13 protein-coding genes and 3 pseudogenes are annotated in these 15,309 nt (G+C 41.1%); 5 read left to right on the forward strand and 11 right to left on the reverse strand.

Annotated features, from left to right (window positions below; translation table 11 throughout):
* Positions 1 to 102 precede the first annotated feature (102 nt).
* The 9 genes from L6494_RS01555 to L6494_RS01595 all read right to left on the reverse strand — a co-directional run bounded on the left by L6494_RS01555 (position 103) and on the right by L6494_RS01595 (position 9,538).
* Positions 103 to 666, reverse strand: coding sequence for a hypothetical protein (locus tag L6494_RS01555; protein WP_237995748.1), 564 nt, complete (start codon positions 664 to 666; stop codon positions 103 to 105).
* 20 nt (positions 667 to 686) lie between these two features.
* Positions 687 to 2,225, reverse strand: a complete 1,539-nt coding sequence (locus L6494_RS01560) for a TrbI/VirB10 family protein (RefSeq protein ID WP_237991123.1) — start codon at positions 2,223 to 2,225, stop codon at positions 687 to 689.
* Between the two features lie 10 nt (positions 2,226 to 2,235).
* Positions 2,236 to 2,928 carry a hypothetical protein gene (locus L6494_RS01565; protein ID WP_237991124.1) on the reverse strand — a complete coding sequence of 231 codons (693 nt, stop codon included), beginning with the start codon at positions 2,926 to 2,928 and terminating at the stop codon, positions 2,236 to 2,238.
* Positions 2,929 to 3,064: 136 nt separating this feature from the next.
* A complete protein-coding gene (locus L6494_RS01570) occupies positions 3,065 to 3,880 on the reverse strand; it encodes a hypothetical protein (protein WP_237991125.1) in 816 nt (271 codons plus the stop codon).
* 21 nt (positions 3,881 to 3,901) lie between these two features.
* Positions 3,902 to 4,969 (reverse strand): hypothetical protein, encoded by a 1,068-nt coding sequence (locus tag L6494_RS01575; RefSeq protein ID WP_237991126.1) that lies wholly within the window; start codon positions 4,967 to 4,969, stop codon positions 3,902 to 3,904.
* Positions 4,970 to 4,974: 5 nt separating this feature from the next.
* Complete coding sequence (locus L6494_RS01580; protein ID WP_237991127.1) at positions 4,975 to 5,730, reverse strand: hypothetical protein; 756 nt, start codon at positions 5,728 to 5,730, stop codon at positions 4,975 to 4,977.
* A gap of 96 nt (positions 5,731 to 5,826) precedes the next feature.
* Positions 5,827 to 8,574: a hypothetical protein gene (locus L6494_RS01585; RefSeq protein ID WP_237991128.1), complete on the reverse strand. Its 2,748-nt coding sequence runs from the start codon at positions 8,572 to 8,574 to the stop codon at positions 5,827 to 5,829.
* On the reverse strand, positions 8,522 to 8,899 hold the full coding sequence (locus L6494_RS01590) for a hypothetical protein (protein ID WP_237991129.1): 378 nt from the start codon (positions 8,897 to 8,899) through the stop codon (positions 8,522 to 8,524). The genes L6494_RS01585 and L6494_RS01590 overlap by 53 nt, the downstream gene beginning before the upstream one ends.
* Before the next feature lie 21 nt (positions 8,900 to 8,920).
* Complete coding sequence (locus L6494_RS01595; RefSeq protein WP_237991130.1) at positions 8,921 to 9,538, reverse strand: hypothetical protein; 618 nt, start codon at positions 9,536 to 9,538, stop codon at positions 8,921 to 8,923.
* A 505-nt stretch (positions 9,539 to 10,043) separates the two neighbouring features.
* Between L6494_RS01595 and L6494_RS01600 the strand changes: the two genes are divergently transcribed.
* The 3 genes and pseudogenes from L6494_RS01600 to L6494_RS31075 all read left to right on the forward strand — a co-directional run.
* The gene (locus L6494_RS01600) at positions 10,044 to 11,021 is read left to right on the forward strand and encodes an SDR family NAD(P)-dependent oxidoreductase (protein WP_237995750.1); all 978 of its coding nucleotides are present in this window, start codon (positions 10,044 to 10,046) and stop codon (positions 11,019 to 11,021) included.
* A gap of 40 nt (positions 11,022 to 11,061) precedes the next feature.
* Positions 11,062 to 11,886 (forward strand): SDR family NAD(P)-dependent oxidoreductase, encoded by an 825-nt coding sequence (locus L6494_RS01605; protein ID WP_237991131.1) that lies wholly within the window; start codon positions 11,062 to 11,064, stop codon positions 11,884 to 11,886.
* A gap of 306 nt (positions 11,887 to 12,192) precedes the next feature.
* A pseudogene (locus L6494_RS31075) lies at positions 12,193 to 12,693 on the forward strand (low-complexity protein); the annotation flags it as partial.
* A 1,688-nt stretch (positions 12,694 to 14,381) separates the two neighbouring features.
* Here L6494_RS31075 and L6494_RS31080 read toward each other — a convergent pair.
* Positions 14,382 to 14,543: a pentapeptide repeat-containing protein gene (locus L6494_RS31080; protein WP_442947000.1), complete on the reverse strand. Its 162-nt coding sequence runs from the start codon at positions 14,541 to 14,543 to the stop codon at positions 14,382 to 14,384.
* Here L6494_RS31080 and L6494_RS31085 point away from each other — a divergent pair.
* Positions 14,482 to 14,607, forward strand: a pseudogene (locus tag L6494_RS31085) (pentapeptide repeat-containing protein); the annotation flags it as partial. The gene L6494_RS31080 and the pseudogene L6494_RS31085 overlap by 62 nt on opposite strands.
* On the opposite strand, the pseudogene L6494_RS31090 reads toward L6494_RS31085, so the two are convergent.
* A pseudogene (locus tag L6494_RS31090) lies at positions 14,559 to 14,663 on the reverse strand (hypothetical protein); the annotation flags it as partial. The pseudogenes L6494_RS31085 and L6494_RS31090 overlap by 49 nt on opposite strands.
* Here L6494_RS31090 and L6494_RS31095 point away from each other — a divergent pair.
* Positions 14,617 to 14,997, forward strand: a complete 381-nt coding sequence (locus tag L6494_RS31095) for a pentapeptide repeat-containing protein (protein WP_442947001.1) — start codon at positions 14,617 to 14,619, stop codon at positions 14,995 to 14,997. The pseudogene L6494_RS31090 and the gene L6494_RS31095 overlap by 47 nt on opposite strands.
* Positions 14,998 to 15,309 lie beyond the last annotated feature (312 nt).

The raw sequence follows: 15,309 nt of genomic DNA on the forward strand, positions 1-15,309 counted from the left end.
TTCAAAATTTAAAATTGTTTTTGTTACATTTATTTGAATTGTTTGTAAAAAACCTACACACATACCAACTCCCTGCAAACCTCTGCATCTAATTCAGACTAATTACCGAGAAACTCTGACACATGATTCTCCACCAGAAGGAGGATCAGCAAAAACTGCTAAGGTATGATATTCCGGTGCTTCATCTCCATAGAGAACTCTAAAAGTATATAGTTTTGGTTGACCTTGAGCATCGGTAATTACTGTCAAAAGTGTATTATTCGTGTTGGGCAATCCGGGAATTTTCAGTTTGGGAATGCGTCGCAGTTGAATGACATTAGCTCCTGAGTTTTTACAATCTCCTGTAGCACCACTTTCTTGACCAAACTGCATACACATAGGGCCATCAAAGTCCAATATCACCTGTGATGGGTCGTTGAGCCAGACTTTTCTAATAGTTTCGCCTGCGGGGATAAAGCTTAAGTTTGTTCCTTGTTGATACCAAACTTTGATAGTTGGTACAACTCCGCTTAAACCTTGGGCTTGACAGGAAAAAATTGAGCGAAGAACAGCATTATTAGCTGTAGCCCGACCTGCCAATAATAAGATTGCACCTGCAAATATAAGAGAAACACAGTTACCGAAATGACGATGTAACCGGGTATTCGGTAAGGAAAGAGGTTGCATAAACTTGCATTCTTTCATAATTAAAATTGCATTGATTGGTTAACGTATATTTCAACTTCAGTTCCAGCCGATAGTAGCCAAATGTTGCTTTGTTGTTGCGTCATTTGGGCTATTGCTTGTTGATTGCGCTGGGAAATTTGGGGAACGACGGAGCTTAAACCACCTTCGAGTACCCCAGCCCAAATATTTCTGCGGTTGGAGTCGTTGGTGACAACGGTACTACCACCGTTAACAGTGACTTGGGAATCGGTGCGATTATACAACTCTGCGGCTTTGGCAATCCCACCTAACACAAATAATCCTGCATCCATTGAGGCGATTGATGAGCTGCGATTGGGATATTGCTGTGCTACCAGGGGACGACCTCCAGACGCACGGATGAGGAGCGCGTTTTCGGGTACATCTCTTTCTGTGAGGTTGCCGTTATCTGGGATGATGACTTTGACTATCTTCAGCTGGACTAAACCCTGTTCAGAAATCGAGCTGACTTGGATTAATAACTCAGTTTTAGCAGGTAAAGCGATCGCGCCATCTCCGTCTTTAAGTGCTTCTCGCAACTGCACAACAAACAAGTTGGGATTGTCGTTATTATTCTCATTACCTCTACCTCTAGTATTTTCACCAAACACAGCCGTTGCGAGAACAGCTTTGGCACTAGTTCCTACCTTGAGAGATTTAGGAGCTTGATATCTTGCTTGACTGATGACTGGGGCTGTTCTTTGTGGTGGTTGGGATATATTCGGATTAACATTCTGGGGTGGATAGCTATTATTTTCCGGTGGTGGAACAGCAGCCGTTACTCTAGGTACATCACCAATATTTACCTCACCATAACTACCCAACTTGGCTAACCTTGACCATTCTTCAAAGGGGTTGGGTGTCGGTGGTGCAGCCGTTGGTTGAACTGGGGGTGGTGGTAGCTGGGGAATAGCTGCATTGGCTACAGGGATAGGTGGCGGTAGATAGGGGTTAGCTGCAACTCGCTCAACTATGACGGTGCGTGGTGCAGGCTGCGCCGATAATCTGTCAGTTGTTGCACTAGGGTTATTTTGTGCCGTCGGGGTGACAGTTGGACGTGCAGAGGGTGAGGTGGCATTTCTCAGGTTTTGTTGTGCAGTCTTCACCGCCTGAGCTTGTTCAGCCAGAGCTAATTTAGTCTTGAGAGTTTCTACTTCTTGCTGTAGGTTTGCTTCTGGAGATAAATTAGCAACTGGTGATGGCGTTGGCGACGCAACTATAGGTTTTGGCTTTTGATTGCTACCGCTCATCATTTGCGATAAAAACAACCCAGCTACTACCACTATAGTTAAGGTAGCCGTACCGACTAAGGCTAATTTGGCAAAGGGGTTAGAGGCTAGGGGTTGTTCTGTTTGAGCTTCTGGTGGTGTAACAGGGGATACTTCATCTACAAAAGATTGACGATTAACATCAACAGATTCTTCTTCCAAACCAACCAACTGCGCCATCTTTGATTCCCAATCATCTAATTGGTAATCCTCAGTGGTTAAAGGGGTGAGTGGTTTCGTGGGTGTTTCGGAAATAGCAGAATAGGGAGTCATAGTGTAGTGCTTAGTTGGAATTACCTGAACAGTTCTTGTTTTCGAGGTCGCAGACATTGTAAATTTCTAACCGAGCTTCACCCAAACGGTAAGCAGCTAAATGCCAGGGTAGGGGTGTAGGGGGTAGAGAAATTGCTGATTCATCGATAGCTCTGACTAAAACTTGTTTATTAAAGGGAATTGACCTGCCTAAGTTATCAGAATTATTAAAAATTAATTGATTAGACAAAATTTCTACCTTCCATTTTCCTTCACCAATGGGAGTTGGCTGGGAAATTCGCTGGATGATGAATATATGTTGATCACTTCTATTAGTATTGCCAAATTTCTGAGAAAAATTCAAATTATTAATCTCAGATAAAAATTTTGATTGAAAATTACTAGCTAATAACGAAGAACTAGTTTCCCAGATGGTTGCTTGTGGTTGTTTGGATGACCACGTGAGCATCAGGGTCATAGTTTCACCCACAAAGCGGCGAATTGTTTCTGGATGACGCTCCACACTTGATTTTGGGTCTACTGTAATCGCATTACCGTTGACAAGTTGTACTAAACTGCGTGGTGTTAATCGCTGATTTAATAGCTCTAACATCGACCCGTGAAACATCAACAACATTAAAGTAAACAGGTGTAACCCAAATGTGCCGACAGCCAACATAGGGAGAATACTACTTTTTCTAGTTTCAGATTTCAGTAATTGCATAATAAGCGTGACCAGAGAATAGAATCATGCTGTCTTACTCTGTGCCTCCGTGTCTCTGTGGTTAAATCTTTCCACCACAGAGGCACATTCGCGGAGCGTCCCGCAGGGAAGACACAGAGAAAAAATAGTCTTGAATTTATTTAATGAAACTATCATTTGTACATGGATTTGATTGATTTGTATCTCCATTGTTATAGTTATCTATTAAACATAAATTCCGAATTTCATAAATTTCTAATTTATCAGTGCGACTACTATAAATGGCTTTTTGCAAGTCGGTACTATTTTCCGCTAAGGGATAGGGAAAATAATCTACTGCACGTACCAATAAGTCTTTATTAAACGGAGTAATTAATCTTTGACCATCAGCTTGTTTTTTTTGGATTAAATCGGCTACCATGCCTACGCGCCACTGACCGGGTGAGATTTGTACAGGGGGATAAACTCGCTTGATGATTAGTTGTGCGGTCATGGCTTGGTTGGGGTTACTAGCAAAAACCTCTGGTGGAGTCATGTCAGCTAATACGCTTAAAAAACCTTTGCGAAAATCTTCAGAAATGGCGAAACTTGCTACCCAACTGCTAGTAGTAACTTTCTGGCTACCGCCGGTTGGTGTTCTGACTAAAATTCCCGCGTCGGTTTTGGGTTTGGCGACTTCTTCAATGGTTTGTGGGGGTAGAGTTCCCGACCAATTAAACATTGACATCATCGTTTTACTCACAAACTGACGAATAGCTTGGGGGTCTCTGGCTAATTCATCAATATTATTAATCGGTTGACCATCAATTGTCTGCACAAAAGTAGGGGGTTTTCGCAGGCTCAATTGGCGGATATTCAACCCTTGTACTATGAAAATTAATAATACTAAGAAGTGTAACCCGAAAGTAGCGATCGCAAATATTGTTAAAGCACTGATTTTTTGTTCTTTTTTTCTCGTCAACAAATTAGCCATCGCTAATTCACCCCCGTATTTTTATATTCTGTCTCTCACTAATTCCGATGAATTACTAATAGCATTAAATACTGACATTCCCCCTAAACCAGCTAAAATTAAAGATAATAGTGGTGCTAAAATGCCCAAAAAGATGATAAACCACATTAAATCAGGATTGGCATTTGGGTCTTGTGCTGGGCCATTCATGATGACTGCGGCAGTTAAAACGGCAATAATGTTAAAGGATATTTTGGCAATTCCCGCCGCTAAAAATCCTGTCACCCAAGCGAAAATCGGTTTACCAGCTACAGGTAACAAAGAACCACCTACAGCTAAAGGGCCTAATGCTGCTATTAACAACATGGTGGCTTCAATTAAGTTTTGAAAGGCATATTGCAAAGAGATGAGAAAGTTTTTAATTGTGGTTTGAGCGGTATTACCCAACAAGGAATTAAAGTTAGTTTCGGTAACAATTCCTGTGCCGAATCTAATCTGATTAACTTGATTTTCTAGTCTATTAATCCAGGTTTGATTACCATATAAATTTCTATATTCCCGCCAGAGGTTATCAATTCTTTCGCTGGCTTTGGTTAAGCATTGGCTTTGTTGTTCTCCCGTGAGTGACTGACAAGGACGTAGTAATGAACCAGCTACTTCTTCGGCTACACTCATATTTAATGCTTGCTGATAAACTTGATTGGCATTGGCTGTAGTGATAACTTGCTGGTTGACTGTATTAATGAAGTTTCTCATGCCTAATGTCAAGTTTGAAAGAATGCTACCATTACCAGGATTACTGAGTAAAACTACGACGATAAAAGGCCAGACAAGTGCTGATATGGGACGGGAATATTCACTGTGAATTACGTCTTTTAGCCATTGCATCATGAAAAATAAAAGTGTGCCAACGGCGAAGAATACACCTAGGTTGGTTAATGCTCCATAGAGGTTGTTATTGGTATTATTTTGGAGTAGGTCTAGCCATTGATTGTCCCAGCTTTCGGCTAGGCGGCGCGCTGTTGTTGCACCGCTATTTAGGGTGTCGGTGATGCCAATTTCGGCTAGGATTTGTTTCGCGCAAAGGCGCAAAGGCGCAAAGGTAGTCATACATATTAATTCTCTGGTTTTGTACCAAATAATTCTATCTGGGAGGTGGTGCGTAATAGTCTGGATGCTTCTGTGGCTGAATCTAATCTCCTCGCTCGATTTGATTCTTCTATTTGTTGGGAAATGTTGGCTAAGTTTAAATTGGAGTATTGAATAAATTGATTAGTTTGCAAAGTTTGGGCTAAGTTTTCAGCTATTATTTTTGATTGTTCACTCTGGATTTTAATACTTTGAAGCTGCAAGTTGGACTCTCCTCTTTTGGCAACGGTTTCTGCAACACCAGGAGGTAAATTATTGACAATTAGATCGAATATACTATTGGATTCATTATTAATATTAGTAATATTCTCTATGGTGCGTTCAGTATTTTCTAGTTTATTTTTTGTTCTGATTTGGGCATCTCTCCCTAAAACACCTACTACTGAACTACGAGTTATTACTCGATTAATTTCGTTGTTGACTGAATTAGAATGTACTGCTTGATTATTCTCAAATTTATCAGGGATAGAATTAAAGAATAAAATACCTTGACGGGCTTGCTTTCCTGCATCTATGGGATTAGGTAAATTCAAATCACCACGAGAACTATTTACAGCATTTTGTGTATTATTCTCTAAACTGTCACTTAGGTTATTTCTCAGATAGTTTTGGAAGTCTGTAGAGTAATATTGAAAGTCTGTCCAAACTTGACCTAGTTGTGCGATCGCTGGCAAAATTAATAAGGCTGAAAATGTCAGAGTTAATAAAGTAGTTTTTTTCATATATCTATCACCCCAGTCACATAACTTAATTTTGAATTTTGTTAGCGCAGCGTTAGCGAGTCCGCGAGCGTCATTTTGAATTTTGAATTGATACGACTAACTACCACGCAGCGAAGCCACTAACTGACGGGCAAATATAGAAATTGCTTCATATTTATTGCTATAAGTTTGCATTGCTTGTTGACGGGCGGTTTGTTCATTGGGATTATTCGCAACTACTGCTAATTGTTCGTAGCCGGGATAGTAACGACAGAAGGTAGTGATACCGTTATCGTCTAGTAGCCATTGACTATATACTCCTTCTTTGCGGGGAAAAAAGCTTTCGGTGGCGTTGCGGGATATAATTTCGCGGGGATATTTCAAGATGCTGACAAAACTATCTACGGCGACTGGTTGAATACGCCCAATTAATCTGGTGGTGAGGTTTTGTAAAATCTTGGATGCGGCTCTAGATTTGGCGATGGTGTCGGGGTCTTGGGCTGATAAGATGACTCTAATACCGGCTTTTGCACCGTTGGCGCACATTCTGCCCACTAAATCAGAAATTTGGTCAAATTCAAATAAAATTGGGGCTTCATCAATAAAGAAGATGGACGCGGGACTACTTAAGGCGCGGCGCAAGGCGGCGGAATAGGCACTTAAGGAAAGTACGGCTGCATCTTCGTTATCGGAGAGGTTTCGTAGTGCAAATACTAATAGTTGGGCATCGGTAGGAAAGCTGGATGGTGCAGAGATGGCTTGTCCCACGCGGCTAGATAGCCAAAACCTTAACCGGAGGTGAATTTGACTCAGTGCATCTTCTACTCTACCACTTACGGCATCTAGTCGCAGATGTTCGGGGGAACAGAAATGCAGAAAGTCTTGTAGGGTAGGGGTTTTCTGCCAAGCTGGACTACCAAAACCTGCTTCTATGGCCATCCGATAGCGTTCTTGAATGCCGATATCAGCAAAGAAGGCTGTTAAAGCTAGGTTGAGGAGAGAACGCACGGTTTGGGTGAGGAGTTGATTATCGCTGGATGACCCTAACACCATTGTCATGAGGGCTGATTCCAAAAAGGCGGTATAATCGAGTAAGCGATCGCGTTGTTGTTCAGGATCGAGCGATCGCAAGTCTGGTTGCTCAAATAAGTTATTGGATTGTTTAGAAATATCAAAGTAAGCCCCGTTCCCTCCCATGAACTCGGTATAGTCGGTAAATGTTGATGTGCCGTCTGGTTTGGGAAAGTCTAAGGCGACTACAGGAATACCATGCGCCAAGGCTTGGGTTAAAATTCCTGAAACTAACACTGATTTACCTGCACGGGTGGTAGCAAATAAAGCTAAGTTTTTGTGCTGATTAAATAAGTCTAGATGTATCGGTGTACCGCCTTCTTCTGCTACTAATTCAAAGCCTTGTTTATCTCCAGCTTTGGTTAATACTAAAGGCATCAACCCCGCCACTTCACTAGTTAAATATAACTGACGACGGTTAAATGGTTTGACTAATAAACCTTCCCAAACTATGGGTAGAGACTGTAACCAAATCTTCCAGGCGTATTCTATTTCTCTCACTACCTGGGCTGGACGTTGAAAACAGTTTTCAATATATCTTGTCGCTTCGTCTAATTTTTCTACTGTGGGACGATGGACAAAAATTGCCACCCCCGTATAAATGGGAACTGCACCTTCATATAATTGTTCTTGGGCTGCGACGGATTTTTTTAATTTTAATTGAGCATTAACATCAATAGTTCTACTTTTTTCTTGCGCCATCATTGCTGTCATATTTGACTGCTTTAGCACTCGCTGCAAGGTAGTTTTGACCAAAGCTGGATTTGCTGGTGTTAGTTCACAAACAATTTCTGTATCTACTACCGTTTCCCTAGCTAGTAGTTCCCATAAATACCGCAGTTGAGCGAATTTATTCGGCCAACCACCGGGTTTTTCTAAGAAAGTCAATGCGCCAATATATTTATTGTTCACATTTACCCATCTGCGATCGGCACAAGGTACGCTAGAATCCATCAGCATGGTTGTACTGTGGATATTTTCCATCAGCAATTTTGTACTAGGTAAATCGGAAGAGACTTCTTCGTGCAGTCCATTTTCATCTAAGTTAACTAATTGGGGAATTGGTATTGCTTGGGTATCGTTAAACCGCCGCCAAATATTTTCCCAGAGTTCTCCAGCATTCAGGGGTTTAATATCTAAACCCATTTTGTTCGATAACAACTGTTCCCAACGACAAAACCCTTGTTGGTAAGCTTTGATAATAACTGTTTCTATCCGTTGATTTTCAATATCTGCCAGTTCACCCTTAAATTTTAACCACCAACCTTCAGCTTGACCTAACAGCTTTTCAATCCAATCATTGGCATTGGTGGAATTTGGCTCAACGGTGTACGTCACATAAATTTTGAGGAATTTTGGCTTACGCAATCCGGCGTTAGTTAGTTCTTTAATTCTGGCTCTTTCTGCCATCAATAAATATTTAATATCCCGTGAAGGAGCAGATTTAATTAAGTCTGTTAGTTCTGCTTGTCTCTCCGTATCAGAACTAAAAGAACCCATGTGTAATGTCATTCTCTCCCCATCGGGGATGTCTTTTAAGCCAGATTCAATATTATCAAAAATTGTGTCTATTTGTTCATTTCTTAAGGTGGTGTGGATACCTCGACACTCAAAACCAAAAACAAAGCAGAATCTATCTTTTTGAATGCCTTTAGTTAAAATATATGCGCCCACATCCCGCCCATCTAATAAGATACGCAGCATGGTTGATAAATGCAGAGCATCTTCAAAAGGCGTTAACCTACTTTCTTGTCCGGCGATACCGACGCTTTGTTTTCCGATTTTTTGCTTCATGGTTAACTTCTAACAAGCTTTGATAACGAGCAAAGCCTCTTGTCCAAGTGGGAACTCCGATGAATTTACTTAAAAAACGCCAACTTCTACCACCAGTTAATATCCACCAAGTTGCTATTCCCCAACCAGCAATTAATGCAGTCCATAACCATCGTTGAAAGTCATCTTGGAAAACTCCCCCAAAAATTCCATTGATGATAAAGTATGATGCTAGGACAATTACTGTCCAAGGAAATATTTGATCGGCGGGAATAGGGCCTAATGATGGTTGTGAACCTAAAATTTGATTGACTGGGCGAAATTCTTGTTGTCGTTCCTCAGACATAATCAATTAATACAGTGTACTTTATTTATTACTATCACCAATCACAAATCCTGTGAGAACATCTGCAACAGTCACAGCCACAACCACTAATAAAGGAGTTCTCGCCATACTTTGCCAATCTTCATCCTTCCGAACTGCGTTGATGACACCAATTAAAGCCACAGCTATATACAGTAAATAAATCGCGCGTAACACATTAAAGATTAAACTAACTGCGGGTTGACTGTTGTTAGTGCTTGATGCTCCCTGGGTTAATGTATTTATAAAAAAATCTTCAGCCCTTTTGAAAAATTGAGCATTAGCCGGAGCAGCAAAATAATCTAACCAAAACAGGCTCATAATCATAGCTACAGCTAAAACTTGACCAATGATCAACCAACGTTTTGGTAGATGTGACTGTTGCCCAATTTGTTGAATTACTATGGCGATTAAACTACCAGCCAGTAAACAAAAAACCAAGAAAGGACTTTTTAAGCTAATCACGCTTAAAAATACAGCACAAGCCAATAAAAACGGGACTGATTCGATTAATTTTAGCCACCAAAATGCTAATATTTTTCTGAATTTGTCAGTAACTTGTACTAGGTTAGCTGTTAAACCTCGCTCATTTTTTTGAACAGGAAGACTATTCTTAAGCATTTAGTAATTTCCTTACCAGTTGTTGCAAATATAGGTTCGTTGTGATATCGAAACTTTGATAATTTAACATGATATAACACTCGTTATTCAAAAAAATTTAGACTCTTACTTAGAATATCCATCCCTCCTATTAACTATTGTTAAAATTTAGTTAACAACATCTTAACATTATGTTAAATAAAAGTTTTTGCTAGTATCCAAATTCCAGATTTTATAAATGCTGTAGATTGATCAGACTAGTAACGCAGTGAAGTTAAAGTTCAAAATAAATGTCAATTTTTAAGAAAAGTTTTTTGGATAAATTGATCAATTAATGCTATGATTAGTTCAAAATGTCATTCATATTAACGTAAATACACTAAATCTAGAATCACTCCTCTTTTTTTCTCGGTATAGATATAGATTTACCGATGATAAGCAGATTGATTAAATTTTGGTATCTATAGCGATCGCATTCCTGATAACCTTTGCACTAGGTTAATGGATAGGGGGCAAAATGTCTAGTCTGAAACACCTTGAGGGAAAAGTGGCATTAGTCACAGGTGCGACACGGGGTATTGGCAAGGGAATTGCGATCGCACTTGGTGAAGCCGGAGCGACTGTATATATTACAGGACGCAGGTTAAACCAAAACTCTAGCGATGATATTGCAGGTAGTCTGAGTGAGACTCAATTAGCCGTAGAACAAGCAGGGGGCGTATGTATTCCCGTGCAGGTAGACCACAGCGATGATGAGCAGGTGCGGTTACTGTTTGAGCGTATCGAAGATGAGCAGCAGGGAAAACTCGACCTACTGGTGAATAACGTTTATGCAGGAGTCCCGGCATTAACGGATGCTCAAGGTAAACCCTTTTGGGAATGTGAACCGAGTCTGTGGGATGCTTGTAACAACGTTGGTCTGCGTAGCCATTATATAGCCAGTGTATTTGCTAGTCGCATCATGGCCAAGCAAAAACAGGGGCTAATTTGTAACATTTCCTCTTGGGGTGGTCTGTCCTATATATTTGGTGCAGCTTATGGTGCTGGGAAAGCCGGCTGCGATCGCCTCACATCTGATATGGCTGTAGAGTTAAAACCATACAATATTACTGCTGTTTCCATCTGGCCGGGAATCGTGGGTACAGAACTCTTTTCCCAACTCGCCTCAGAAATGGCGGAGCAAAATACCCATAATCAAACAACCTCAGTCATCAGTGAGCGATATAACTGGGAAACTCCCTTATTCACAGGACGCGTAATAGCTAAATTAGCTACAGAACCAAACATCATCCGCCGTACAGGACGCGTACAGATTGTAGCTGAATTAGCTCAACAATACAGAATTGTAGATCAAGATGGCAACCTACCTGCATCCCTACGTTCACTACGATTTCTTATCCCTTCTGCCCTACCTAGCCTCAGAAAACATTCCTGGCTCATCCCAGATATTAAAGTACCTTGGTCACTCTTACTATTAACCGCCCTCAAATCCCCTAAAATTTAATCTGAATTTTGAATTTTGAATTTTGAATTTTGAATTGTCCATGACTCAACTATCCCAGACGGTTATTCTCATTACCGGTGCATCCGGTGGGTTCGGACTGGAACTAACCCGACAGTTATTAGAGGCTGGTAGCCGACTGATTTTAACGAATACAAACGAAACTGTCTTGCGTGAGCGAGTCGCAGAAATTCAACAAGAAGTCAAAACAGGTGAAGTCCTAGCTTGTCTGAGTGTTGATTTGGCTACACGGGAGGGATGTGAAACCCTTTATAGACAAGTAAAAGCACTAAATATCCCCGTTGATATTTTAATTAACAATGCTGGGATTGGCTTATTTGGTCGCATGGATGAAGTTCCGAGTGAGAAATGGGAACGCATTATACAAGTAAATCTACTAGCACCAATGCGGTTAAGTGCCTTATTTGCGGCTGATATGATTGCTCGTCAACAGGGTCATATTGTTAATATTTCTTCCTTAGCGGGGTGGACAGCATTTGGTGGAATGGCTCATTATGCAGCCAGCAAATTTGGCTTGCGTGGTTTCAGTGAGGGGCTGTTTAACGAAGTCAAAGACTACAATGTCAAAGTAACAGCCGTTTATCCTTTCTTTAGCCGTACCCCCATTCTGAAGTCAGAACGGTATGGAACTATAGCTAAAAAATTCCAAGGTTTTCCAGAAGATTTGGTGACAAATCCAGCCGATGTCATGCGTGAGACGATACAAGGAATCGTTCGCAATCAACTGCACGTATTTCCAGATAAGACTGCTCAACGTGTCCATCTGCTCAAACGATATTTTCCCCAGTTACTTGACTGGATTATTGCTAGGTCTGGGAGGAGGTTAAAAAGTGGTCAGAGCAAATAAATGTAGTAGTGCGGTTAATTTTGCCTGACTACTTATCCACCGCTTTAAGCTGCCAAGAAAATGTTACCCTAGGCTCTATATCAGCAGTAATTACACGGGTAGCAGCGAATGAGCAAACGCTTATCGCAAATTTGGCAGAATATTCGGGAGTCTTTCTCTATACAAGAGAGTGTGAACACAGCCATTGAAGGTAGTCAGGCGGTTTTAGAAGCTGCAAAGACACTCCAAGAACAGGGTGCTAGTTTAGCAGTCTTAAAACCTGTACTGCAAAACTCATCTTCTTTACTAGATGTGTTATGTTCACCGATGGCGCAGGTAATAGGTGCAGGTTTACCGTTTGTACCAATGGGTATCGCTTTACTCAAGGCGACTCGTGATATAACCAAGCAAAACCTATCTTTAGAAGACTGTGTTTTGATAGTTAGTCAAGCTGCTTATTTAGAAAGTACCAATGATATTTTAAAGAAATACCAGATTAATTGGGATGCCAAGGTAGATGCTAAGGCAGTTAGTAAACAATTAGAAAAAATTAACGATTTAGAATTAGATTATGACAGTGCGAGTCAAGTAATTAATTGTTTTCATAAATCACAATTAGCCGAGGCATTTAATCAAGTCTTACTCACAAAATTAACCGCAGTTCAAGCACATACATCTCAGCTTTTAGTAGATTGTATTGCTCGGAATACTCACCGCTATATTCTCAAAGCTTGGATAGAAGCTGGGGATGTGGTTAATAATATTCTTCGACCTTCCTTTGGTGATTGGCAACAAGAACAGAATAGATTTCAGAGTATAGATGAATATTTAAAAGATTATATTGCTAATAAACCTTTAGAGAAGGTCTTTGATGAAAGTTTTATTTTTCAAGATATCTATGTACCTCTTAATGCCAAGACTGTAGATAAAAATGGTAATATCAATGAACAAGCTGACTCTTTTTCTTTAGAAGTCTGGGCGAGAAAAATTCTGCTGAATCCAGATAACTTAGATAAAGTTATGTTTATCCAAGGAGGTCCCGGACGAGGTAAAAGTGTTTTTTGTCGGATGTTCGCGGATTTTGTCCGACAACATTTATATCCCCTTTGGATACCAATATTAATTCGTTTACGGGATGTTGATACTTTTGAATCTCGCTTAGAAAATACCCTGGAATCCGAATTAAAACTTGGGTTTATTCAAGATAATAAAAAATGGTTAACCAATCCTAATACACGGTTTTTATTTATTCTAGATGGGTTTGATGAATTACATATTGAAGCCCGAAATAATGTCAATTTAGAGGCATTCATTAAACAGGTAGCGGGATTTCAGAAGGAATGCAAAGATTACCAGGAAATGGGGCATCGTGTGATCATTACTGGTAGAGCAATGGCTTTACAAGGTATCTCATATTTACCACCGAATTTAGAACGTGTGGAGATTGTCGCAATGGATAGACAACTCCAACAGCAATGGTTCAATAAGTGGGAAGCAGTGCAGATTAATAAAGGTAAATCTGCTGCATTTAAAAAGTTTTTAGACAGTTATAAATGCCCTGATGAAGTCAAGAAATTAGCTCAAGAACCGCTACTACTCTATTTGTTAGCGGCGATGTATCGAGATGGGAAGTTAGAGATTGATAAATTAGAACAAGCTAGCGATGACCTCACAGCTAAAATTATCATTTACCAAGAGGCTTTAACTTGGGTACTGACCAAACAACGTTCTGAAAGAGATGGTACTAACTTAAACATTGAGTTCACCCAACAAAAACCCGAAGATTTAAAACGCATTCTCACAGAAGCGGCTGTTTGCGTGGTGCAATCTGGGGGTGAATTTGCTTCTATGTCAATGTTAAAAGCACGTTTACAAGAAGATGAAATAGCCAAGGCTTTTATTGAGAAAGCCAAACAAAAACTTGGTGATGAGGCTCTCAAAACAGCTTTAGCCGCATTTTATATTCGTCCGGCGGACAAGCAAGAAGGTGGGGTTGAGTTTTTCCATAAAAGTTTTAGTGAGTTTCTGTTTGCTGAACGCTTAAAATTACGGCTCAAAGCTTGGACGCAATATTACGATACAGAGGAGGGGAGACAGCCGATTATTTCTGATGCTCCGATGAATTGGGAAATCTATGATTTACTTGGTTACGGTGGGTTAACACGAGAAATTGTTGATTACCTAATGGGGTTGTTGATTGAAAGTCAAGATTTCCCCTGGGTGGAGTTATTTAAACGGTTAGACAAGTTTTACAGTAAATGGTGTGAAGGAAAATTTATTGACTCGGCTGAGGAGACTTTAGCTCAGAAGAAGTTGCGACAGTTGCAAAATTATGGAATTACAGGGTTAGGTCAGCGTCAGGTTGATGTTTATGCAGGGTTAAATGTGATGATTCTGCTCTTGGAGTTGCACCGTTATGCTCAAGGGCGAGATGATCTTAAAACAGAAGTTATCTTTTATCCATCTGGTCAACCACAAGCAAATACTCTGACAAACCAACTACTTTGCATCATTAATTACAGCGATGGTCTTGAGCCTAAAAACTTTATCAGTATAGTTGGACAATTTCTCAGTGGCGCAGACCTCAGTGGCGCAAACCTCAGTCGCGCAAACCTCATTCGCGCAAACCTCAGTCGCGCATACCTCAGTGACGCAGACCTCAGTCGCGCAAACCTCAGTCGCGCATACCTCAGTCGCGCAAACCTCAGTCGCGCAAACCTCAGTCGCGCAAACCTCAGTCGCGCATACCTCATTCGCACAAACCTCAGTGGCGCAGACCTCAGTGGCGCAGACCTCATTCGCACAAACCTCAGTGGTGCAGACCTCAGTGGTGCAGACCTCAGTGGCGCAAACCTCAATGACGCAAACTTCAGTGGCGCAAACCTCATTCGCGCAGACCTCAGTGGTGCAGACCTAAGTGACGCAAACCTCAGTCGCGCAGACCTCAGTCGCGCAAACCTCAGTGGCGCAGACCTCAGTGGCGCAGACCTCAGTGGTGCATACCTAAGTGACGCAAACCTCAGTCGCGCAGACCTCAGTCGCGCAAACCTCAGTGGCGCAGACCTCAGTGGCGCAGACCTCAGTAGTGAAATCGGGGGAGATATGCGTTGGGATGAAAATACAAAATGGTAGAATGTGCGAGGACTGGATACAGCGATTAATGTACCAACAGCCTTAAAGCAACAGTTGGGGATGGTGGAAGAAGCAGGGGAGCAAGGGGACGCAGTTTAAATACTCGTTAATGGCGTTCTGCGGCTGATTAAATATAATGTGCGTTATATGAGTATTTTTGACCTCTCCCCCAACCCCTCTCCGACGCGGAGAGGGGAGTAAGAAGCGTAATTTTGCTTTGTTTTTCTTTACTTTCTTCGCAGGCTACGGTGTACACACAAGTCTGATAACCTTATACCGTATCGTTTTGATCCCCCCTAACCCCCCTTAAAA

The organism is Nostoc sp. UHCC 0870, assembly GCF_022063185.1.
Classification (GTDB): domain Bacteria; phylum Cyanobacteriota; class Cyanobacteriia; order Cyanobacteriales; family Nostocaceae; genus Trichormus.

What these genes read in the sequence shown, in the direction of transcription:
- L6494_RS01590 (WP_237991129.1), bottom strand. Translation starts at nt 8,899, where the DNA reads ATGTCTGAGGAACGACAACAAGAATTTCGCCCAGTCAATCAAATTTTA.
- L6494_RS01605 (WP_237991131.1), top strand. Translation starts at nt 11,062, where the DNA reads ATGACTCAACTATCCCAGACGGTTATTCTCATTACCGGTGCATCCGGT.
- L6494_RS01580 (WP_237991127.1), bottom strand. Translation starts at nt 5,730, where the DNA reads ATGAAAAAAACTACTTTATTAACTCTGACATTTTCAGCCTTATTAATT.
- L6494_RS01595 (WP_237991130.1), bottom strand. Translation starts at nt 9,538, where the DNA reads ATGCTTAAGAATAGTCTTCCTGTTCAAAAAAATGAGCGAGGTTTAACA.
- L6494_RS01570 (WP_237991125.1), bottom strand. Translation starts at nt 3,880, where the DNA reads ATGGCTAATTTGTTGACGAGAAAAAAAGAACAAAAAATCAGTGCTTTA.
- L6494_RS01560 (WP_237991123.1), bottom strand. Translation starts at nt 2,225, where the DNA reads ATGACTCCCTATTCTGCTATTTCCGAAACACCCACGAAACCACTCACC.
- L6494_RS01585 (WP_237991128.1), bottom strand. Translation starts at nt 8,574, where the DNA reads ATGAAGCAAAAAATCGGAAAACAAAGCGTCGGTATCGCCGGACAAGAA.
- L6494_RS01575 (WP_237991126.1), bottom strand. Translation starts at nt 4,969, where the DNA reads ATGACTACCTTTGCGCCTTTGCGCCTTTGCGCGAAACAAATCCTAGCC.
- L6494_RS01565 (WP_237991124.1), bottom strand. Translation starts at nt 2,928, where the DNA reads ATGCAATTACTGAAATCTGAAACTAGAAAAAGTAGTATTCTCCCTATG.
- L6494_RS01555 (WP_237995748.1), bottom strand. Translation starts at nt 666, where the DNA reads ATGCAACCTCTTTCCTTACCGAATACCCGGTTACATCGTCATTTCGGT.